At 47.0% G+C, this 22,316-nt stretch carries 24 protein-coding genes; 12 read left to right on the top strand and 12 right to left on the bottom strand.

The genetic code is table 11. The features are described 5' to 3' along the window. The first annotated feature begins 146 nt into the window (after positions 1-146). From B5D32_RS11915 to B5D32_RS11875, 9 genes are all read left to right on the top strand, one after another. Positions 147-1,712, top strand: a complete 1,566-nt coding sequence (locus tag B5D32_RS11915; RefSeq protein WP_078785240.1) for a xylulokinase — start codon at positions 147-149, stop codon at positions 1,710-1,712. 206 nt (positions 1,713-1,918) lie between these two features. Beyond that, positions 1,919-2,614: an L-ribulose-5-phosphate 4-epimerase gene (locus B5D32_RS11910; protein ID WP_078785239.1), complete on the top strand. Its 696-nt coding sequence runs from the start codon at positions 1,919-1,921 to the stop codon at positions 2,612-2,614. A gap of 14 nt (positions 2,615-2,628) precedes the next feature. Next, positions 2,629-3,294 (top strand): fructose-6-phosphate aldolase, encoded by a 666-nt coding sequence (fsa, locus tag B5D32_RS11905; RefSeq protein ID WP_078785238.1) that lies wholly within the window; start codon positions 2,629-2,631, stop codon positions 3,292-3,294. A gap of 27 nt (positions 3,295-3,321) precedes the next feature. Beyond that, a complete protein-coding gene (gene xylB, locus B5D32_RS11900; RefSeq protein ID WP_078785237.1) occupies positions 3,322-4,806 on the top strand; it encodes a xylulokinase in 1,485 nt (494 codons plus the stop codon). Next, positions 4,803-5,429: a DUF4867 family protein gene (locus B5D32_RS11895; protein WP_078785236.1), complete on the top strand. Its 627-nt coding sequence runs from the start codon at positions 4,803-4,805 to the stop codon at positions 5,427-5,429. Before xylB ends, B5D32_RS11895 begins: the two co-directional genes overlap by 4 nt. Before the next feature lie 129 nt (positions 5,430-5,558). Further along, positions 5,559-7,049, top strand: a complete 1,491-nt coding sequence (locus B5D32_RS11890) for an L-fucose/L-arabinose isomerase family protein (protein WP_078785235.1) — start codon at positions 5,559-5,561, stop codon at positions 7,047-7,049. Positions 7,050-7,078: 29 nt separating this feature from the next. After that, entirely contained in the window at positions 7,079-7,309 is a 231-nt protein-coding gene (locus tag B5D32_RS11885) for a phosphoketolase family protein (RefSeq protein ID WP_078785234.1), read from the top strand. 615 nt (positions 7,310-7,924) lie between these two features. Then, a complete protein-coding gene (locus tag B5D32_RS11880) occupies positions 7,925-8,302 on the top strand; it encodes a translation elongation factor Tu domain protein (protein ID WP_021748087.1) in 378 nt (125 codons plus the stop codon). A gap of 296 nt (positions 8,303-8,598) precedes the next feature. Continuing rightward, positions 8,599-8,835 (top strand): DUF6061 family protein, encoded by a 237-nt coding sequence (locus B5D32_RS11875; protein WP_004843528.1) that lies wholly within the window; start codon positions 8,599-8,601, stop codon positions 8,833-8,835. A 151-nt stretch (positions 8,836-8,986) separates the two neighbouring features. Here B5D32_RS11875 and B5D32_RS11870 read toward each other — a convergent pair whose 3' ends face one another. From B5D32_RS11870 to B5D32_RS11830, 8 genes are all read right to left on the bottom strand, one after another. Continuing rightward, positions 8,987-9,595, bottom strand: coding sequence for an ATP-binding cassette domain-containing protein (locus B5D32_RS11870; RefSeq protein WP_005608342.1), 609 nt, complete (start codon positions 9,593-9,595; stop codon positions 8,987-8,989). Next, positions 9,592-11,532, bottom strand: a complete 1,941-nt coding sequence (locus tag B5D32_RS11865; RefSeq protein WP_005608344.1) for a DUF1430 domain-containing protein — start codon at positions 11,530-11,532, stop codon at positions 9,592-9,594. Before B5D32_RS11865 ends, B5D32_RS11870 begins: the two co-directional genes overlap by 4 nt. Next, entirely contained in the window at positions 11,533-11,982 is a 450-nt protein-coding gene (locus B5D32_RS11860; RefSeq protein WP_004843525.1) for a hypothetical protein, read from the bottom strand. Between the two features lie 67 nt (positions 11,983-12,049). Continuing rightward, complete coding sequence (mdcF, locus tag B5D32_RS11855) at positions 12,050-12,394, bottom strand: broad-spectrum bacteriocin mediterrocin MdcF (RefSeq protein ID WP_005608346.1); 345 nt, start codon at positions 12,392-12,394, stop codon at positions 12,050-12,052. Positions 12,395-12,457: 63 nt separating this feature from the next. Beyond that, on the bottom strand, positions 12,458-13,213 hold the full coding sequence (locus B5D32_RS11850) for a DUF6040 family protein (protein WP_330378863.1): 756 nt from the start codon (positions 13,211-13,213) through the stop codon (positions 12,458-12,460). Then, positions 13,131-14,852: a MobA/MobL family protein gene (locus B5D32_RS11845; RefSeq protein ID WP_040893156.1), complete on the bottom strand. Its 1,722-nt coding sequence runs from the start codon at positions 14,850-14,852 to the stop codon at positions 13,131-13,133. The genes B5D32_RS11850 and B5D32_RS11845 overlap by 83 nt, the downstream gene beginning before the upstream one ends. 330 nt (positions 14,853-15,182) lie before the next feature. Beyond that, positions 15,183-15,497, bottom strand: coding sequence for a hypothetical protein (locus B5D32_RS11835; RefSeq protein ID WP_005608351.1), 315 nt, complete (start codon positions 15,495-15,497; stop codon positions 15,183-15,185). A gap of 140 nt (positions 15,498-15,637) precedes the next feature. Continuing rightward, positions 15,638-15,868, bottom strand: a complete 231-nt coding sequence (locus B5D32_RS11830) for a helix-turn-helix domain-containing protein (RefSeq protein ID WP_004843519.1) — start codon at positions 15,866-15,868, stop codon at positions 15,638-15,640. A gap of 171 nt (positions 15,869-16,039) precedes the next feature. Here B5D32_RS11830 and B5D32_RS11825 point away from each other — a divergent pair, with 171 nt between their 5' ends. Together B5D32_RS11825 and B5D32_RS11820 are read left to right on the top strand one after the other, a co-directional pair. Next, positions 16,040-16,669 (top strand): helix-turn-helix domain-containing protein, encoded by a 630-nt coding sequence (locus B5D32_RS11825; RefSeq protein ID WP_005608353.1) that lies wholly within the window; start codon positions 16,040-16,042, stop codon positions 16,667-16,669. Between the two features lie 86 nt (positions 16,670-16,755). Continuing rightward, positions 16,756-18,051 (top strand): tyrosine-type recombinase/integrase, encoded by a 1,296-nt coding sequence (locus B5D32_RS11820; RefSeq protein ID WP_005608354.1) that lies wholly within the window; start codon positions 16,756-16,758, stop codon positions 18,049-18,051. A gap of 522 nt (positions 18,052-18,573) precedes the next feature. On the opposite strand, the gene B5D32_RS11815 is transcribed toward B5D32_RS11820, so the two are convergent. After that, positions 18,574-19,026, bottom strand: a complete 453-nt coding sequence (locus tag B5D32_RS11815; RefSeq protein ID WP_143402749.1) for a DUF1003 domain-containing protein — start codon at positions 19,024-19,026, stop codon at positions 18,574-18,576. Between the two features lie 148 nt (positions 19,027-19,174). After that, positions 19,175-19,645 carry a GNAT family N-acetyltransferase gene (locus B5D32_RS11810; protein ID WP_078785232.1) on the bottom strand — a complete coding sequence of 157 codons (471 nt, stop codon included), beginning with the start codon at positions 19,643-19,645 and terminating at the stop codon, positions 19,175-19,177. 404 nt (positions 19,646-20,049) lie between these two features. Between B5D32_RS11810 and B5D32_RS11805 the strand changes: the two genes are divergently transcribed. Beyond that, positions 20,050-20,796 carry a YoaP domain-containing protein gene (locus tag B5D32_RS11805; protein WP_078785231.1) on the top strand — a complete coding sequence of 249 codons (747 nt, stop codon included), beginning with the start codon at positions 20,050-20,052 and terminating at the stop codon, positions 20,794-20,796. Positions 20,797-21,010: 214 nt separating this feature from the next. Here B5D32_RS11805 and B5D32_RS11800 read toward each other — a convergent pair whose 3' ends face one another. Both B5D32_RS11800 and B5D32_RS11795 read right to left on the bottom strand, forming a co-directional pair. After that, on the bottom strand, positions 21,011-21,460 hold the full coding sequence (locus B5D32_RS11800) for a hypothetical protein (RefSeq protein WP_078785230.1): 450 nt from the start codon (positions 21,458-21,460) through the stop codon (positions 21,011-21,013). Positions 21,461-21,529: 69 nt separating this feature from the next. Further along, entirely contained in the window at positions 21,530-22,012 is a 483-nt protein-coding gene (locus B5D32_RS11795; protein ID WP_078785229.1) for an LURP-one-related/scramblase family protein, read from the bottom strand. Positions 22,013-22,316: the final 304 nt, after the last annotated feature.

Here is a 22,316-nt window from a genome sequence, read left to right as displayed (position 1 = left end):
GCTCGATAATACACAAAGTATTATCTGCGCTTTTGGCTTAGCAGCTGCCGCACCTCGCTCGCCGTATCGGCACTTAGAATTATGCGGTATTGCCTTAGATAGTTTTATGATAAAGACCATCCTTTATTTTGTCAAGGAGGATCCCTATGATTGACTTAAAGCAGTGTTCTCTCGGCATTGAGTTGGGTTCCACCCGCATCAAAGCTGTGCTTGTTGGCGATACCTGCAAGCCTGTGGCCCAGGGCGATTTTACCTGGGAGAACCGGCTGGAAAATGGCATCTGGACCTACCCGCTGGAGGAAGTCTGGCAGGGTGTGCAGGCTGCCTACGCGGCATTGGCTGCGGATGTGCTGGCCAAGTGTGGCCAGCCGCTGACCACAGTGGGGTGCATTGGCGTTTCGGCTATGATGCATGGGTATCTGGCGTTTGATGCTGCGGGCAAGCTGCTGGTACCGTTCCGCACATGGCGCAACACGATGACCGGCGCGGCAGCAGAAGAGTTGACCTCGGCGTTCGGGTTCAACATCCCGCAGCGGTGGAGCGCAGCACACCTGTACCAAGCCATGCTGAACCGCGAGCCACACCTGCCGCAGCTGGACTTTTTCACCACGCTGGCAGGCTATGTACACTGGCAGCTGACCGGGCGCAAGGTGCTGGGCGAAGGCGATGCCAGCGGCATGTTCCCGATCGACAGCACCACCGGCGGGTATGATGCCGCAATGCTCGCAAAATTTAACGCGCTGGCAGACAAGCAAGGCTGCCCTGTGGATCTTGTCAAACTGCTGCCTACCGTTTTGCCCGCAGGCGAGGACGCCGGTATGCTGACCGTCGAGGGGGCGAAGCGGCTCGACCCAACCGGCACGCTGCAACCCGGCATACCGTTCTGCCCACCGGAGGGCGACGCCGGCACCGGCATGGTGGCAACAAACAGTGTCGCCCCGCGCACCGGCAATGTCAGCGCAGGCACCAGCATTTTTGCCATGGTCGTCCTGGAAAAGCCGCTGTCCAAGGTCTACCCGGAAATCGACATGGTCACGACCCCCGACGGCGCGGCGGTCGCCATGGTCCACTGCAACAACTGCACCAGCGATTTGAACGCCTGGGTCGATCTGCTGGCCGAGAGCGCGGCACTGTGCGGAGCAAACATCGACAAAGGTGCGTTGTTTACCCTCCTGTTTAACGAATCGCTGCACGGTGCGCCTGACTGCGGCGGCATCACGCCCGTCAACTACATTTCCGGTGAGAGCGTCACCCACTTGGACGCGGGCGTCCCCCTGCTGCTGCGCCGCCCGGACAGTGCGTTTACGCTGGCCAACTTTATGCGCGCCAACATCTATTCTGCCTTTGCCACGTTGGCGATGGGGCTGGAAATTCTGCGCAAAGAAAATGTGGCTGTGAATACCCTGCTCGGTCACGGCGGCATCTTCAAAACGCCGGGCGTGGCCCAGCGGTATCTGGCTGCGGCGGCGGGTGCGCCTGTGACCTGCATGGAAACAGCCGGTGAGGGCGGTTCCTACGGCATGGCCCTGCTGGCTGCGTATCGTCTGCACCGCGCCGACGGCGAAACGCTGGCCGCGTATTTGAACCGCTGCGTTTTTGCCGACGCCCAAAGCACGACCCTGTTCCCCGATCCTGCCGAGCAGTCTGGGTTTGCCGCCTTTTTGACCCAATACCAAACCGCGCTGAAAGCCGAGCGCGCCGTTGTAAAATAAGGGCAATACCGCATAATTCTAAGTGCCGATACGGCGAGCGAGGTGCGGCAGCCGTCGGAGCGGTGCTTAAGCCGCAAGGCGGGAATTATGCGGTATTGCCTAAGGGCTTGTATGCGTCAGCTGCCGGGCAACGCCAGCCAGCGGCGGAAAGTCCGGAACAAAAGCTGTTCTTGAACGATTTAGCGTTAAAGCGGAAAGGATAACCTATGCTGGAAGCATTAAAGCAGCAAGTTTATGAAGCCAACATGGAATTGCCCCGCCGAGGACTTGTAACCTACACCTGGGGCAATGTCTCGGGCATTGACCGCGAGAAGGGCCTGTTTGTCATCAAGCCGTCCGGCGTGGAATATGACGAACTTACACCGGAAATGCTCGTTGTCATTGATTTGAACGGCAACAAGATCGAGGGCGAGCTGAAGCCCAGCAGCGACACGAAAACGCATCTCGAGCTGTACCGGGCCTTCCCGCAGTTGGGCGGCATCGTACACACCCACTCAACCCACGCAGTGGCCTTTGCCCAGGCACGGCGCGACCTGCCCGCCTTTGGCACGACCCACGCCGACTATTTTTACGGCCCTGTCCCCTGCACGCGGGAGCTGACGCCGGAGGAAATCGACGAGGACTACGAGAAGAACACCGGCAAGGTCATCATCGAGACGTTCCAAAACCGCGGCATTGACCCGGTGCATGTACCCGGTGTTCTCTGTGCCAGCCACGGTCCCTTTACCTGGGGCAAAGATGCGGCACAGGCTGTCTACCACGCTGTTGTGCTGGAAGAAGTCGCAAAGATGGCAATTTTGACCCTGACCATTGACCCCGATGCACAGCCTGCCCCACAGCATGTTTTGGACAAGCATTTTATGAGAAAACACGGACCCAACGCCTATTACGGCCAGAAATAAGGAGGTTTTACCGTATGAAATTTTACATTGATACCGCCAACGTCGACGAGATCCGCCGTGCCAACGACATGGGCATTATTGCCGGTGTCACCACAAACCCCAGCCTGATTGCCAAAGAGGGCCGCGACTACGCCGAAACGTTGAAAGAGATTACCACCATCGTGGACGGCCCCATCTCCGGCGAGGTCAAGGCGACCACAACCGATGCCGAGGACATGATCGCCGAGGGCCGCGCCATCTACGCGCTGGACCCGAAGCACATGGTGGTCAAAATTCCCATGACCGCCGAGGGGTTAAAGGCCATCAAGGTGCTGTCCGGCGAGGGCATCCCTACGAACTGCACACTGATTTTCAGCGCCAATCAGGCGCTGCTGGCAGCCCGCGCGGGCGCCACGTATGTCAACCCGTTTTTGGGGCGTCTCGATGACATCGGCCAGCCGGGCATTGATCTGATCGAGACTATCCATGATATATTCCTGAACTATCCGGACATCGAGACTCAAATCATCGCCGCCAGCGTGCGCAATCCCATCCATGTGACCGACTGTGCCTTGGCTGGTGCCGACATTGCCACGGTGCCGTACAAGGTCATCGAGCAGATGCTTCACCATCCGCTGACCGATGCCGGCATTGAGAAGTTCAAGGCCGACTATACAAAAGTTTTTGGCGTCAACGGATAAATCTTCCGTAAGGGGGGAGACAAAGATATGTACTATATTGGGATCGACCTCGGCACCTCTGCGGTGAAGCTGCTGCTGATGGACGAAACGGGCAGCATTGCCAACATCGTCAGCCGGGAATACCCGATTGCTTTCCCGCATCCCGGTTGGAGCGAGCAGGACCCCGCCGATTGGTGGGCGGCGGTCTGCGACGGCATCCCCGCGCTGCTGGACGGGTTTGATGCGTCTCAGGTCAAGGGCATCGGCGCGGGCGGCCAGATGCACGGGCTGGTTGTGCTGGACAAAAATGACGCGGTTATCCGCCCCTGCATTCTTTGGAACGATGGCCGCACCCAAAGGCAGGTCGACTACTTAAACGGCGTTATCGGCAAAGACAAGCTGAGCCGTTACACCGCAAACATCGCCTTTGCAGGCTTCACCGCACCCAAACTGCTTTGGATGCAGGAGAACGAGCCGGACAACTTCGCCCGCATCGAAAAAATCATGCTGCCGAAGGATTACATCAACTATAAGCTGACCGGCGTCCACTGCACCGACTATTCCGACGCATCAGGCATGCTGCTGTTGGACGTGGAGCACAAATGCTGGAGCAAGGAAATGCTGGACATCTGCGGCGTGCAGGAATCCAAGCTGCCGAAGCTGTTTGAGAGCTGGCAGCCCGTCGGCACGCTGACCGCTGAAGCCGCCCAAACGCTGGGCCTGCCTGCGGATGTCGTCGTTTGCGCGGGCGCGGGTGATAACGCCGCTGCGGCTGTCGGCTGCGGCGCGGTGGGCGGCGGTAAGTGCAATATTTCCTTGGGCACATCGGGCACGGTGTTCATCACCAGCGATACGTTCGGCGTCGATAAGCAGAACGCCCTGCACAGCTTCGCCCACGCGGACGGAGGGTATCATTTGATGGGCTGCATCCTCTCGGCTGCGTCCTGCAACAAGTGGTGGAGCGAAGAAGTGCTGCACACCACTGACTACGCTGCCGAGCAGACACCCATTACGGCGGACAAGCTTGGCGCGAACGACGTCTACTTCCTGCCCTACCTGATGGGCGAACGCAGCCCCCACAACGATCCTGCCTCGCGCGGTGCGTTCGTCGGGCTGCGGATGGACACCCCGCGTGCCGCGCTGACCCAGGCGGTGCTGGAAGGTGTGGCGTTTGCGATTCGCGATTGTGTGGAGATTGCGCGGGCACAAGGCGTGAAGATTAAAGCCAGCACGCTCTGCGGCGGCGGTGCCAAAAGCCCGCTGTGGCGGGAGATTTTGGCGAATGTGCTGGGCATCCCGCTGACGCTGCCCCAGACCGAGCAAGGCCCCGGCTACGGCGGCGCGATGCTGGCGGCGGTAGCCTGCGGGGCATACCCCAGCGTGCAGGCCTGCGCCGAGGCGCTCGTCCACGCCAAGAGCACAACCGAGCCGGACGCCGCGCTCGTCGAAAAATACAACGCGCGCTACGCCGTGTGGCACAAGCTGTACCCGGCACTGAAAGTATCCTTTGCGGAAATGGAGGCACTGCAATGAAGATTTTTTCTGTAACCGACCCGGAATTCAAGCCCTATGGCCGCGTTGTGACCGGGCTGGATACCGCCAAAGCGGAAATTTTGGCCGCCTTGGCAAACACCCCGCTGCCCGCAGCTACAGATTATGTGGCCGAGGACGCAGCCCTGCAGGAACTGCCCGCCGCCGTCGAAGTGTCGGAGCATCTTTTCGGCGGCATGCCCTGCCAACTGGGCTGGTGCAACGGTCACAACACCTATTTGAACTGCCTGGAATACCACCGCGACAGCGAGTTCAATCTGGGTACCGAAGATTTTGTGCTGTTGCTTGCCAGGCAGGAGGAAATCGCGGGCGGCAAGCTGGACACCGCCAAGGTCAAGGCGTTCCGCGTCCCGGCAGGCACACTGGTGGAAGTCTACGCCACGACGCTGCACTACGCGCCCTGCCATGTGGACGCAGCCAAGGGCTTCCGCGTGCTGGTCGCCCTGCCCAAAGGCACCAATACCGCAAAGCCCGCCATCAAGAATGACGGCGGCGATGACCCGCAGCTGTGGGCCTGCAACAAGTGGCTGCTCGCCCATCCCGACAGCGCCGAGGCCAAGGCCGGGGCGTATGTCGGATTGGTGGGGGAAAACGTACATGTTTAGGAGCAGCCTTTGCGGGAGCATATAGAATGCTCCCCCTACGATACAGGAAAGTTCCACGGCATCCCCGTAGGGGCGGATTCCATATCCGCCCGCCATTGCAAAATGTGTAAATATATAGGAGGCAAAACCATGAAATCATCCAACATCCCCGAGGTCAAGCTCGGCATCATTGCCGTCAGCCGTGACTGTTTTCCCATCGTCCTGAGCGAGAAGCGCCGCGCTGCCATCTCTGCCGCCTGCGCCGCCAAGGGCACTGACCTGTACGAGTGCAAGACCACTGTCGAGAACGAGCACGACATGCAAAAAGCCGTGGCCGAAGTCACCGCCGCAGGCTGCAACGCGCTGACCGTATTCCTCGGCAACTTCGGCCCCGAAACGCCCGAAACGCTGATTGCCAAGTACTTTGACGGCCCCTGCATGTTCGTAGCGGCAGCCGAGGGCGACGGCGATATGATCAATGGCCGCGGAGATGCGTACTGTGGTATGCTGAACTGCTCCTACAATCTCGGCATGCGCCATCTGAAGGGCTATATTCCCGAGTATCCCGTCGGCACGGCGGAGGAAATTGCCGACAAGATCGCCGAGTTTGTGCCGATTGCCCGCACCATTCTGGGCGTGCGTGATTTGAAAATCATCACCTTCGGCCCGCGCCCGCAGGACTTCTTCGCCTGCAATGCCCCCATCAAGGGGCTGTATGAGCTGGGTGTTGAGATCGAGGAAAACTCCGAGCTTGACCTGCTCGTTTCCTACAAAGAGCATGCGGGCGACCCGCGCATCGCGGACGTCTGCAAGGACATGGCCGCCGAGATGGGCGAGGGGCACTATTACCCCGACCTGCTGACCCGCATGGCGCAGTTTGAGCTGACCCTGCTCGACTGGGCCGAGAACCACAAGGGCAGCAAAAAGTATGTTGCTTTTGCCGATAAGTGCTGGCCCGCTTTCCCGTCGCAGTTCGGGTTTGAGCCTTGCTACGTCAACTCCCGCCTTGCCAGCCGCGGCATCCCCGTGGCCTGCGAGGTCGATATTTACGGTGCCCTGTCCGAGTACATCGGTATGTGCGCCTCCGGCGACACCGTCACCCTGCTGGACATCAACAACAGCGTACCCAAGTACATTTATGATGAGGACATCACCGGCAAGTTCAATTACAAGCTGACCGATACCTTCATGGGCTTCCACTGCGGCAACACGCCGTCCTGCAAGATGTGCAGTGACCGCGCCGTCAAGTACCAGCTCATCCAGCACCGCCTGCTGGAGCCCGCCGGCAGCGATCCCGATTTCACCCGCGGCACGCTGGAAGGCGACATTGCGCCGTCCGACATCACGTTCTACCGTTTGCAGTGCGACAGCGAAGGCCAGCTGCGCGCCTACATCGCTCAGGGTGAAATTTTACCCGTTGCAACGCGGTCTTTCGGCGGCATCGCCATCTTCGCCATTCCCGAGATGGGCCGTTTCTACCGCCATGTCCTGATTCAGAAGCGCTACCCGCACCACGGTGCCGTTGCCTTCGGTCACTATGGCAAGACGCTGTTTGAAGTGTTCAAGTTCCTCGGCATTGCGGACATTGCCTACAACCAGCCCAAGAGCCTGCCGTATCCCACAGAAAATCCGTTTGCATAATAATAAGGGACGGTAAAGAAGAGCTGCGTATGAATCAGCAAGGATCGCAGAAGATCGACGCTTACCGGCGTGCCAGCAACTATCCGACAGCCGGTCAGCTCTATCTGCCGGATAACCCCCTGCTGCGCCGCCCGCTGAAGCGTGAGGACGTCAAGCGCAAGCTCATCGCCCACAAGAACTGCATCCACGAGATCGGTCAGGATATGCCCGAAATTTTGGATCGGAAGCGGCATTTGCCGGAGAAGGTCTACACTTTTTAATTAAAAATCAAGCCGAAACCTGATTATCCCTTGAAAACACTGTATCCACGGGCATTTCAGACAGGTCAAAACCACCTCATTTACTACGATATTACTACTGTTGAGTGAGCCTTGACACGCTGAAAGGCCACGAAATGCCGAGATATGGGTACAGCACCCGTCAATCGGGGCCTCCGCCCCGTGACCATATAACTGAATACAGACCGGCCATCTGCCGGGGCAACGCCATGGGTAACACAAACCTGTGGCGTTTTTTTATGCCCTGCTGGGGGCACGCAGGAACTATTGAAAAAACTGCTGGAGCGGGAGAAGCCGGAAACCCCTTAGTTTACTAAGGGCGCAATTATACACCACCCAGAGGTTGGTGCATTGCGTTCTCCGAAGGCTCCTCGCCGGAGGGCTGTGATTTTCCGCAGTCATGGTCTGCTCCAAATCAAACAGGGGACGCTGCGCTGGCTGCTGCCAGCTACCCTTTTGTGGACTTACCATCTGGGGACACCTTGCGCTGCAAGCTGTTCCCAGCCGACAAGTTTTACAAAATCTCTCTATACTTTGACGGTCGAATAAAGTATAATGAAGTCAACGACAAATCGGAAGTTATAAAGGAGAAACACTATGGGATTATTTGGTAAAAGCAAGAAAGAGCGAGAAAAAGAGTATATGAACAGATTAGATGTTCCATTATGTTTAAAAGAAGACTTTGAATTGATTATTGATGATGTATTTACAATTATGGGGGTTGGAACAGTTGCCACAGGAAACATATCAACAGGAATGTGTAGAGAAGGAGAAAATGCGTGTGTTTATAAAACAAATGGAGGTGTATTAGAGACTATAATTACTACCATCGATATACATACAAAAGAACGAAAATCAAATGGTTGTGGATATAAAACAGAACATGTTGGACTTGGGTTAAGAGGAGTTTCTAAGGAACAATTAGAAAAAGGAGATAGAGTGATTGTAAAGAATGCCAATATGTATGGAATGTAATTACAAATTCCAGTTGATATTTCACATATTTTAGGAAATTTAATAACTGTTATATTTAATTATCAAATTCTTCGCAAACCCTTGAAAATACTAAGTTTGTAGCAAGTGAGCTTTCCCTTACTCTTTCCCTTGTGTTATATTCTCACATTGGTTTTCATGAACCTTAATATGGGAAAAAATAAGGGAAAGAAAATTTCATAACACAGTATAACAATAACGACATGGTGAACTGATTGAAATGTTTTCGATATTTAACTCTATAACTGATTATTAAAAGAAAATGGAGATAAGATACGATGAGAACAATTTATGCAGAATACAACATAAATCACGATAGTATTGATGTTTACACAAGTGCCGGATATATGCTTCGCATTGATTGCTGGAAAGCTGAAAAAAATCTAAAAACCACATACGGATCAGAATGTGCGCTTACTTCATTGGCTGTGGATGAGCCTTTGGAATATGCAAGATTATATCTTGAGGGTAATTTACAGATGTGGGTAGATGCAGAAGACTCACTAGAGTTATAATCCTTATCCATATAAATAATATGCAAATATATATCCCATCAATATAGCGAATATACTGAAATAAAAGTATCTTTATAATCAATTTTAACCAAAAGAATATGTTCTTAGAGGAGGTGTCTCCCGAAAGAACATATTCTTCTATTATGGGTAATTATAAATATAGAACATGCTTTTCTTGTGCTACAATTTCTTCACTATGAGTTACAACAATAACTGTTTTTCCCTGTTCACTTAACTCATGCAATATATTCATAACAATCTCACTATTTTTTTTGTCTAAGGAACCAGTTGGTTCGTCTGCTAATACAATCGAACATTTCTTTAGCATTAAACGAGCTAACGCAACTCTCTGCTGTTCGCCACCAGATAATTGATAGACTTTTTTGTTAATTACTTTCTGTAAACCAACTTTTTCAAGAGCTTCATTTATTGAAATATCCGTTCTACCTGATTTTTTTATTATTTCTAGATTTTCTTTTACTGTTTTGTTTTCCAAAAGGGCAAAATTTTGAAATAAAAATCCAACAACTTCTTTGAAATATTTCTGCTTTTTTCCTTTTTTTGCCACATCAAAACCATTCACAATAATAGAACCTTTGTCAGGAGTTTCAATACCTCCAATCATATTAAGTAAAGTACTTTTTCCGCATCCACTTTCGCCACTAATTACCAAAAAACGGCTATCTGGAATTTCCAAATGAAAATTTTTGAACAAAATTTTATCATTATATGCTTTGCATAGATTTTCAATTGTTATCATAAGCAACCTCCTTTTAATGATTTCGGTATGTTTGTTTTTTCAACAATTGTGATATTAAAGAAAATAATTGTAAATTCTATTAGTGCCATAAATGAACTAACAAGAATGCTAATTCCTACTTCAGTCTGTACCGATAATAAAGAATAGATAAGCATACCTACTAATATCACAAAATTTTCCACTACAATCATTTTAAGAAGTGTTTTGTGCCGTTCAAATAAACTATATCCAAAGATTTTCATCAAGGAAATTTTCATTGCATTTTCTCGGAACTCTAGTCTACTTACTGTAACAATAATCATAATATTTAAAAGCAATACAATCGTACAAAGAGAACTTAAAAATCCCACGAGTTTTATTAAAAATGTGTGATTATATAAATACTGTTCATGTACGTTTGTAATTACTAGCTGATAATTTCCAAGCATATCTTCATACTTTTTGCTGATATTTCTTAGCTGTTTTTCATCACATTGAAATAAAACTGCTCCTGCTTTATAGCTTTCAAGATACCCACCATTGACTGCTAAATCTTTGTTTGCCTGATAAATAATTATCGGATTTTTGCTTTTTTCGATACCATTTATTCTACTTGTATCTAAATAGGAAAAGTATTCTGTTTCGCTATACTCTATGTACTGAATATTTAATTGTTGTAAATTATCATGATTTAAAACATGGCTCAAGGAGTCATAGGCTAATTGCTTGTTTTTAGCAAAATATCTATTCTTTGGAATGAAAATAATCAAATCAGAAGATTCATTCTCTACTGCATTTATCTGCTTCGTAAAACCTTGTAACATATCTTTTGCATGATTATTTACATATATCACATCATTTTTATCATTTAAAATATTCAAGCATATTACAGGCTTTAATGTGTTATATTCATTCTTGTATAGTTTATTCCAAAAAGCTTCTTCTTTTTCAGCATTAAAATCAGTAGTCTTTACGGTAAAATAATTTGCATCATAATATTCTTCTAACAAATGTTCATTTGTAAATAGGTTATTATGAATACTACTAATATTAGTGGTAATTGTAAAAACAGCGGCTACCCCTGCTATAAATTTTAACGAATAAATTAAAAAATCCACTCCTCTTTTGTGTGTTGCATTTGCGAATGCCTTTCTAATATCAAAAAAGCAAAAAGAACAATATGGAATAGTGGAAAGAATAATTCCAATGGAATATAAAATTGTGACGAGTCTATTCTCATATGCTCCCGATATATAATTTGACAGCAATATTTTTGCAACAATAAATAATGCAATGTCAAAAGTTACATCGAATAAAGCAGCCTTAAATGCTATGAAACCAGCACTTTCTCCTAAGGAAACTCGTACAACAACCTCTTTTTTTCGCCTAACCACTTCAATTACATTTAGAACAATCATCAATGCAATAATCATACCCCATATAATAAAAATCATGTCCTTTTCCGTAGAATTCCAATATTCTGGATAAGTTAAGCTATATTTTTCTGATAATTTCTGATATGCAGAGATAATATTGTCCTCATTTCCTATGTATGAGATAAAGTTTTCATAACCCACAGAGGTACTTTGCAATTCTGAGAGATTATGAAATTTTACTTTCGTAATTCCGGAAACTAAAGCGGTATATTCTGATTCTTCTATGTTTGCAGTATTTTTTAATGTTTGTCTGATTACTTTATCATCGCCATAAATATGAAGTGTTGAAAGGTATTTATTATTGATTTCATTGTACTGAGAAAAAATATGTACATCATTCTCCGTTGCAGTTTCTGATACATCTTTCAGAAACTGCGACATATCTTCACTAGCAACTTCATAGCGTGATGACGTAAAATATGCTGTAGAAAAGTTCCAAAGCTGATCTTGAAATATTTCAGATTGCATAAGTATTCCAAAAATCAGGAAACAAAACAAACATAAGTTTTTAATTGCTTTCATTTATTTCAACCCCAGATTCCATACTTTATTTGCTTTTTCAAATATCGTAGTCAATATTGTGCTATTTTCATCAACAATCCATTGATCTTCTTGATCTTCAGCTTTTTTGCTACTTGACAACATAATTTGAGTATTCAAATCCTTATAGTCATTAAATAGCACGCCTTGACTTATTCCTTGGTGAAATGGTTTTATCCAAATAATTAGTGCATATCGAACATCTGACTCAGCTATCGCAAGATTTCCATTCCAAAGCAAATAATCAGGGACAGACACACTATACTGGAATCCATCTTTATCTGTGTAAATTTTTACTCCAGATTCTTCTATTTCAGGGAAGTCTTTCTGAAATTCGTTATATGGTTTATAACTCCCGAAGTACCAAAATAAATTATAGCAACAGAACAAAATAACCAAAACAATTCCTATATATTTTATTTTTTTCTTCATTTATATACACTCCACAAAAAGGAGTGGTTGGAATTCCAACCACTCAGCCATTATCCCGAACCTTTGTTTAGTAGCTATTACCGTAGGTAATACTATTTCCTTTATGAGCAACCTCAATTTTAGACCAATTACCTTTACCAACATTTGAACCCGAAAAAGAACCATTTCCATTCTTGACATATGCGTAATGATCTTTAGTTGAATGATATGCGTGTGCATAATCTTCATTAATAGCAAGAGTATTATAACCATAAGTCAAAACACCTTTTCCGCCATCAGATGTAGTGCTCAATTCCCACTTTTTATCAAATGTCTTATTCCCGTTTGTAACAGAAAATGCCATTACTGGAATTGATGAAGAAATTAACATTGCACTAATAGCTACCCCTACAATCACTTTCTTTGCTCTCATAAGTTTTACCTCCTTTGATCTGCTGTATTTCTATTTATATTTTATCAAATATTTTGTATCTAGTCAATCAGTATCTTGACTTATATAGCGTCGAATTGTAAGATATATTCCTTGTAAAATTAACCAAAAGAACAACAGATTTATTGATAATGCTTTTTTAATTACTTCTCCAAAATAAATGATGACAGCCGCACTTGTCAGTATCATCAGTAGGGTAATAACATCCCAACAGTTTTTCTTATATAATTCTATAACCTTTATTTCTATCAGTATTGCCAGTATCCCTGTCCCTGCCACACATATTCCAACAACCAATATCATCAATAACCAATATATGATTCCGGCTATAATCTCATTTGGAATTTTTGTGCTGATTTGTGCCACAGATTGCCCGGCATCAATCGTCCAACCGATAAAAGTTTGTATGAATGATGCTGCATCATGGAAGAATGATTTGCAATCGGAAAGGAACACATCTGACTGTACTGCCTGAAAAAGAGTGGTTGTCAGCGAATACCATGCAAGAAGGAACAAGGTTGTTTGGAACATTACCGTTTTTGCTTTATATTGTCCTGCAAGTTGCTCTTTTTGTGTTTCGTATCTTGCTTTTGCATTCTGATAGGCTGTCCGGTCACAGGCTTCGCATTTTTTATAGAGTACCGGCTTTTCTACCGGTATCTCTACGATTTTCTGATGTGTCCGGGCATAATCCCGTTGTTGTGTTAAGCATCGTATTTTATCTTGACATTCCTCTATCGTGACGTTTGCGCTTCGCAGCTTCTCTTTCTCGCTCCGCAATGCTCTGTCTGCCAGCTTCAAGTCGTTCTTTAATGCTTGAATATTCCCGGCTCTGTTCTCTTTGTTTAATTTCTCGTTCAAGGTCAGAGATTCGTTGAGCTGCGTCTTCAGTTCCACGATAAGCTGGTCTTTCTGTTCCAACTCTTCTTGTATCTCCTCGGTCAAGAGCAGAAGTTCTTCCAACTGTTCGGCGTTCTTTAATTCTCTGGATTCGTTCATCTATATCACGTCCTTTCTCTACCTGCTGTTCCAGTTCAGCAATTCGGTGTTCTGTTTCAGTAATAAACTGTTTTCGCTGTTCAGCTTCTGTGCCAATATCTGCCATTGCTGATTTTCGTTTTCCAAAAGTTCTATCTTCGTTTTCTGTTCTTCCATCTTGGAAAGTAGTTCCTCGGTATTTGGCAAAATGTTGAGCAGCTCGGATAACTCGCTGTTTAATTTTTGCAATTTCTGATTCTGTTCCTGCATAAGAGAGAGTTGGGTGTCCCGGTTCTGCATTTCCAGAAGCATTTCTGCCATTAAGGTCTGCTGTTCTTCGATTTGCCCAATCATGGACTCCATTAAGGGTATAATTTCCCGGCTTTCTTCTAATGTCATTTAATCGCTCCTTCCATAATGATAATGCACCTGATACTTTCCCAAAGGTGTCCAGTATCTTTTGCAATAACGTGTTTTGTTGTTTTATGATTTGATTTTCCGCTACTTTCCACGAACCTTTTATTTCCTGCCCGGCAAGAAACTTTTGTTCAATCTTTCTTGCGTCAGCACCTTCATGGATGGTAGGAATCTGGAGTTTTCCCTGCTTTTCGTAAGAACGGTGATCGACCTGATTATGCAAAGGCAGATGTTCATTACACACCTTTGCCCACTCGCTCCGCCACAGTTCACAGTTTTTTGGATTGTTCCATCCCGTAGCATCGGTCAGTACCCGTTTCCATTGCAGGCGGTTTCTTGCACCAATCTTCTGGATTCCGTTTTCATCTAATACAGGGATACGGATTCCATGACGGTCAGGGTTTTTCTTATCCTGCCACCAGTTCGGATGGGATTCATCAATCACGATATTTCCGCTTTTATCTCTGACAAAATCCCAATCTTTGACTTCTTTCTTCCCCCAAGAATGATCCGGGTTAAAAGGGCGCATTGTCAGAAGCAGATGGACATGAGGATTGCCATCCCCTTTGTCGTGGATACTCCAATCAGCACACATTCCCTTATCCACAAATGTTTTTTTGATATAGTCGGCTGTATATTGAATCTGTTCCTGTCTGCTCCATTCTTTGGGGAGGGCAAATTCAAATGACCTGCCAAGTTGGGCATCTGCACTTTTTTCAATCTTCAATACCTCATTCCATAACCGTTGTTTCTGAAATGTGATTTTAAATTTTTCTAAAGCAGCTTCTTTATCTTCTGACCTTTTGTATCGGACAGATTTTTGAAAGCGTTTTATATTTTCTTCTGGTACTATCTGCCATTCAGGAGGTGCGTTTTCGCACATCATCAGACTGGTGTAGACCACTTCTTTTTTAGAAGTGTAATAACTGATTCGCCCGGTTTCCTCGTTTTTCATCACATCCCCATTGAGATATGCGGAAGCGGAGATAACAGATTTCCCTTTACTTCGTCCGACTATTTTGATTGTGTAATGAAAAATCGCCATGTCTGGATTCCCCCTTTCTGCACATCCGGCATAGATTTCCGGCAACATTGCTTTCAGTTTTAGAAAAAGCAGTATTGCCGGAACGCCCTCTGCGTAAGAGTGCCCTGCGCATAGCAGCCTGCATGGAATGCGCCCCTCTGGCGAAGAGTGCCTCCTGCGGCATGAGCAGGTCTGGCTGAAAGCCCCGCCGACGGAACGAGCCCGGCAAGCGTGAGCGAAGACCGGTTGCCACTTGTGGCAAACTTATTGGGACGACCTCTGGTTGTCCATAAGTGCGCCCTTCATGAAAAAGCAATGAAGGGAATGAAAAACTCATCCCCCCCCCCGCCATTACACTTCCTCCATATCGGTATGTGTTTCTTTCTGCATTGCCTTTGAAAAAAATTTCCCATTGGCTTCCTGCTTTTTCAGAAAACCAATCAGCTTTGGGATGTCCTCTTCCTCGATAGGCGCACCGAGAACGGATTCCACCGCACCGCCAACCTGACAGAGCCTATGGGTTCGTTTTTTACTTTCTTCGGCTTTCTTTCGTTTCAGAAGTTCTTTCTTCTGTGCTGCATATCGTTTTGCTTTTTCAAGGCTTTCCTGTTCCTTCTTTTCCATTTCAAGCATTCGTTCTTCATAACTTTTTGTTGATTTTGCCATGATTACATTCCCCTTTCTTTTACAAACATAAGTTCTCGGTTGCGTATCAGAAGAAGCACATGGTATAATCTTCTTGCGTGTAGGTATATCATGGCTTCGGTCTGATAGAACCTTTGGCGGTTTCTTTGGAAGCCGCCTTTTTAATTTGCCGCAGTTCTTGTTACGGCTTTTACATTTCCTCTATCCCTCAAATCACGACCTTCATTCGCTTCCATAAACATTTCCAGAATATCGGTTTTAATCAGGACTTTGCGACCAACCTTTAATACTGGAAGTTTCTTCCATTCTACAAGCTGTCTTAAGGTGTTTCTGCCGATTCCCGTATAGTCAGCAGCTTCTTCGATGGATAATGCAATTTTTCTTTGCGTCATATAATCACCTCCTTATAAATTGCATTATGCAATTCTTGTGATGTAAGTATATCCTTTTCATATCTTTTTGTCAAGCGTTACGAAATATTAAAAATAATTTTTAAGTTGCATATTGCAATTACAGAAAAACAATGCTATAATTCATACATACCGAAAAAGGAGGCAGTCAGCATGAAAGATAAAGAACTACGCAAGCTGATAGGCAGCAGAGTAAAACAGCGCCGTCTGGAATTGAATCTGACACAGCCTTATGTCGCAGAAAAGATGGGTGTTACCGCTTCTACAATCCTGCGTTATGAGAATGGTTCGATTGACAATACGAAAAAAATGGTGCTGGAAGGTCTTTCGGAAGCACTCCATGTATCTGTGGAATGGCTCAAAGGGGAAACAGATGAATATGAAACCGACATTACGGATAAGAGAGAGTTACAGATTCGTGATGCGATGGGAGATATTCTGGAACAGTTACCGCTTGCCCTTACCAAAGAAGAAGATGCTTTTTCAAAAGATTTATTACTGCTGATGTTAAAACAATATGGTCTGTTTTTGGATTCCTTCCAGTTCGCCTGCAAAAACTTCAAGGGGAATGCTGGTCAGACGGATATTGCCAAAACAATAGGGTTTGAATCGAATGATGAATATAATGAGATTATGTTCTTAAGGGAAATCACTCACACCATCAATGCTTTTAATGAGATGGCAGACGTTGTAAGGCTCTATTCCAAGAAACCAAAAACAGCAGAACAAAGGCTTGCAAATCTTTTATCAGAAGTCTTATACGAAGATTCCGAATCGGTATAGTAAGACAACCGGAGTTATGATATACTTACACGCACGAAGCATTTCATCAGTTCCGATTGTCTAATATCGAAAGGAGACATACGATTATGGCAAAAGGATCTGTAAGAAAAAAAGGAAAGAAATGGTACTACCGCTTCTATGTAGAGGACGCAAGCGGCAATCTTGTTCAGAAAGAATGCGTTGGAACAGAAAGCAAAAGTGAAACTGAAAAGCTGCTCCGTCAGGCAATGGATGATTATGAGAAAAAGAAATTTGTTGCCAAAGCGGAAAATCTCACAGTCGGACAGCTTTTGGATGTGTGGGCAGAGGAGGAATTAAAAACAGGTACGCTCAGCAATGGTACGGTGGAGAATTACCTCGGAACAATCCGAAATATCAAGAAACACCCATTGGCAGAACGGAAACTGAAAAATGTAACCTCTGAACATTTGCAATCCTTCTTCGATTTGCTTTCCTTCGGGGGAGTTCATCCCGACGGAAAAGAGAGAAAGGGTTACAGCAAAGATTATATCCATTCTTTTTCCGCAGTCATGCAGCAGTCCTTCCGTTTTGCAGTATTTCCAAAGCAGTATATTACGTTCAATCCCATGCAGTATATTAAACTGCGGTATCAGACGGATGAAGTGGATTTGTTTTCCGATGAGGATATGGACGGAAATGTCCAACCAATTTCACGAGAAGATTATGAAAGATTGCTTGCTTATCTGCAAAAAAAGAACCCAGCCGCAATACTTCCAATCCAGATAGCCTATTATGCCGGGCTTCGTATTGGAGAAGCCTGCGGTTTGGCATGGCAGGACGTAAATCTGGAAGAACAATGCCTTACCATAAGACGCAGCATCCGATATGATGGCTCAAAGCGCAAATATATCATCGGACCAACCAAGCGGAAAAAAGTAAGGGTTGTTGATTTTGGAGATACACTGGTAGAGATTTTCCGTAATGCCCGGAAAGAGCAGTTAAAAAATCGAATGCAGTACGGAGAACTTTATCACACGAACTACTACAAAGAGGTCAAAGAGAAAAACAGAGTGTACTACGAATATTATTGTTTAGACAGAACAGAGGAAGTCCCGACAGATTATAAAGAAATTTCTTTCGTCTGTTTAAGACCGGATGGTTGTTTGGAACTTCCAACTACTTTGGGGACTGTTTGCAGAAAGGTGGCAAAAACATTAGAGGGATTTGAAGGCTTTCATTTCCACCAGTTACGTCACACCTATACAAGCAACCTTTTAGCAAATGGAGCTGCCCCAAAAGATGTGCAGGAATTGTTGGGACACTCAGATGTCAGTACCACAATGAACGTCTATGCTCACTCCACAAGAGATGCGAAACGAAAATCAGTTCGGCTTCTTGATAAAGTGGTGGGCAATGACTAAAAAATTTCCCTTATTTCCCTTGTGATTATCTCATAAGGGCAAAAAGAAGGGAAACTACATATCATTTCACTAATGGACAGGCGGGAAAGCCTATAAAATGGGGAAAGTTAGAGGAATAATTATATAAATTCCAGTTTGTTATTCCACACACATCGGGTCAACTTGTCCCAAACTTTTACAACTAAATACCCGCCGCTCATACAGCGGCATACCGAGCAGGAAATCTGAAAAAGGTCTCCTGCTTTTTTCTGCCCAAAATGAGGTGGTAAAACGCCACCCCATCCACCAATTACCGAAAGGAGGGACACGAAATGCCCTGTCCACACAACGAAATCACGATTGTGCAGCGAAGCCAACAGCAGCCTGCGGTTGCCGCCCCTGCCGGTGAGCTGACCCTGCCTGCTGCCACCTGCACCTTTATTGTACTGTAAATAAAACAGCAACATCCCGTCTGCCGCAAGTACACTTATGTAAACAAGTGCGCTTGACTCGTAGACGGGATGTTTTTATTTTCCTATGCTTCTATACCCTGCCGTTTTTATCCTCAGTCTGCAGCCGCTTTTCCAGTGCCGACTGCTTAGCAAGAATAGCATTCACTTTATCGTACAGATTCTCAATCATAATTTCGGTTTTCAAATTGACCTTATAATCATTTTCCGCTCTGCGTCGATCCTTTTCCTCCTGCCGGTTCTGACTCATCATAATAAGCGGCGCCTGAATTGCCGCCACACAAGACAACACCAAATTCAGCAGAATAAACGGATATGGGTCAAACGCCTTGGCCGCCAGCAGCGTATTGACAATCATCCAAAGAACTAAAACGCCGGTAAAGGAAAAGATAAATGCCCAACTACCGGCGAATTTTGCTATTACATCCGCAGCACGCTGCCCCAGCGTATACTTTTCCTTTTCGCTTTCGGGGCTAACTGAAATTTTGCTGTCTGCCAGCAGATTTAACACTTCCTCATCGCTCATATCATGGCGGATGTCCTTGAGCACTTCTTTTAGCAGCTTTCTGTTTTCCTTCAGGGCGTTTGCCCCTCCTGTTCTTTATGGGCCACTGTGCCCGCTTCACACTTCGTCTGCTGGCTTGCTGACGTAAACCCTTTCCATCATTCTATCTTTATAGGATGTACTCCATCTGCCGTTCCTTTGTTTTCATACCCATCTTCTCATAGAAGCTTTCGGCTGATGTATTCCCTGCCCAGACATTCAAGGTGACTTCATAGCAGCCAAGCTTCTTTGCCTGCTGTTTCACATATTCAAACAGGCTTTCCCCGATATGTTGTCCGCGCGTCTGCTTGTCAACGCACAGATCATCAATAAACAGTGCCTTAAACGGTACCATATTGGTAGAAAACGGCTGCTCCTTCAACTGGCAGAAAGCATAGCCTATGCACACATCATCCTCACCGGCTGCAACAAAGATAGGCTTATCTTCCTGCTCCAGCAGTTCCTTCAGTTCGCTGGCGGTGTATTTTGTGGTGCCGGGGATAAACACATCCGGGCGTATCTCTGCATGGATCTGCAGCACCTGACCCAGCAGCTCCATAATTCTTGGGATGTCCTTTTCTTCTGCCTTACGAATTTTCATCACAACACAACTCCATTCCACCGTTTGTCTGCGGGGTACGCTATGCCAACCTGCCTGCGAGTTCATTTCTTATCCCCTGCAGCCCCGTATTTTCTTTATAGTATCACAAACTCGCGCCAAGTAAATTGCTTGTTGCGAAATTTCATGAAATATTTACGGTTCGTGCAGTCTGAAGATTCCGCCGCTTCTCTGTCAGGCATGTACCGCCTTGCACAGGATGTTCTTTGTGCTTGCAGCAATGTCCACTGTCATCATACTTTGTAACGCAGTTTTTAACGCTCTATTGACAATACGAGCTGTTTGGCATATAGTAATTCGTATAAACACTATTTCACCAGACGCTCAAGACGCAGTGTGCCCCAGAGGCTGGGGCATGCTGCGCCTTTTCTGCAAGGAGGCCACCTGTGGACTACATCCAAATCACCAAAGAGAACATCGACAAGGAGCATATCTGCTGCGCGATGTCCGGCAAGCAGAGCCTTGCCAAAAAAGAATGGCTCAAGCAGCGCTTTGCTGAGGGGCTTGTTTTCTACCGCAGTGTTGAGCGTGGCAAGTGCTTTATCGAGTACATCCCGGCAGAAAACGCATGGGTGCCCATTACAGCGGACGGCTGGCTGTACATCAACTGCCTGTGGTTCTCCGGTTCCATGAAAGGGCATGGCTGCTCAAATGACCTGCTGGAAAAATGCCTCAGCGATGCAAGAGCGCAGGGCAAAAAGGGCATCTGCATTTTGTGCGCCGAGGGACGCAAGCGGGAATTTCTCGCCGACCCCAAGTTTTTGTCCCACAAGGGATTTGAAGTCGCAGATGTCTCGGACTGTGGAATCACCCTCATGTGCCTCCCGCTCAACGCCGATACAGCACTGCCGAAATTCAAGAACTGCGCTAAGCACCCTAAAGCTGATGGTGAAGGCTTCGTCCTCTACTACACCGATCAGTGTCCCTTTACCTATTACTGGGTGCCGAAGGTGCAGCAGGCCGCGCAGCAGCATAACATCCCGTTCCGGGCCATCCACATCACCGACAAAGAAGCCGCGCAGAATGTATCCGCACCCGTCACAACCTACGCACTGTTCCGGGACGGCGTATTCCTGACGCAGGGTATCCAGTCCGACAAAAAGTTTCTGGCATTGGCCGGTGTACAGATATGAAAGAACGAATCGTTGATGAGCAAATCAGACTGATCCCCTACTATCAAAACGATGCCGTATCGTTTTGCCGGTATCAGGATGCAGATGTATGCAAACGGGTCGATAACAGGGATACGCTCCATGATTTAGCGCTTCTGCATCGCATGTAATGAGGCCCGGGATATTCGTTTTCATGATATACTAGTGTTGTGTTTATCAGGCCAGGTAGAACCATCTATTCAGTCAACGTTCTCTGTTTCGCGGTAGCTGCGCCAGACGTTTTCAAAAAAGTCGTCATCCTCGGGGATGGGGCGCGGCAGGTACCATCCTCGAACCACAGCTCCTGAATCAGCGGGGATTCGGTTTCGTCCAGGGCAAAGGTGAAGGTATCCGGCAGCTGGGCAAACGGCTTAACCCCGCCCGTCAGGTCGGTGTACAGGGCGCTGCCGCGGCTTTTGCCGCCGTGGGCGGTGTAGTCCGCCATGGCGGTCAGGTAGGCGCGCTGGCTCAGCAGCATATCGCGCAGGCGGTAGACCATGGCAAGCTCGGTGCGGCTGCCCGCCTTGACCGTTTGGGCAAAGTCGGCAAGCTGCGCTTTTACCTGTTTGCCGTAGGCGCGTATCTGCGCGGGGTCGCGTATGGCGGCACCGCAGCGGCTCATTTCCTCGGCGGCGTGCTGCTTCACGAACCAGAAAACTCCCCTACCCTGCTGCGTGCGCAGCAGAATAAGGGAGTATTTTTTGTGTGCAGCCTGTCAGGTATGGTTATACCGCGAGCATTTCTCTGCATCGATCGCAAGCACGACCATCAGCGCGCAGAGGGCATCTCTTGAGTCGGCAACCTCAATGGTGTATGTATCGGTCCAATTCCAAAGCTCCTTGGCGATATGTGCCACGGTATGCCTGCTGGGGGCAAGGATGTCATAATCCCATTCCCAAAAGCTGCCCTCAATGCGCCAGCCATTGCAGTCGATATGGTAGCTGGGCCGGAAAAGCGTCAGCTCTCGGCTCAGGCACCCCACATAATTATCCTCACCTGTGTAGAGCTCAAATTTGGGCATCCATGTAAATATCTTTTCTTTGACGCAGCCAACCGGGCAGCCCGCCGCATCAAAGATTCTCAAGCAATGCCCCCAGGAAAGCTGGCCCTTGACCACAAACATGGTATTCCCATATTCATCGTAAATATCATAGCTGTCGAACCAGGAGAACATCCGTTGCTTGAAAAGCATCTTCATTGCGTTTCTTCCTTTCACTTGCCTGCGCAGTATCTGTTATCGTCATCGCATTTGCTTGCCTTATGCTTATTATAGTTTATCGCGCCACCAAATCACAAGGGAAAATCCGGAAAATTAGCCCTGTTATTTTGCTTTCAGCGGAAGAATACCGGAATCCATTCTCTCTGCAGGGCAAGGATATGCTGCTTGCGCTTTTCTTTCTTTTGTACGCTTTGATTTGTATCCTTGTTTTGCTATTGCGTACCAGTAGGCATCGAACAAGCGCCCAATTCACCTGTATTTTCAATACGCAGAGTACAACCTT

It is taken from the genome of Gemmiger formicilis (assembly GCF_900167555.1).
In the GTDB taxonomy this organism is placed as follows: Bacteria; Bacillota; Clostridia; order Oscillospirales; family Ruminococcaceae; genus Gemmiger; species Gemmiger formicilis.
The sequence above is the reverse complement of the archived record's forward strand: the minus strand, read 5'-3'. Positions and strand labels throughout refer to the sequence as shown.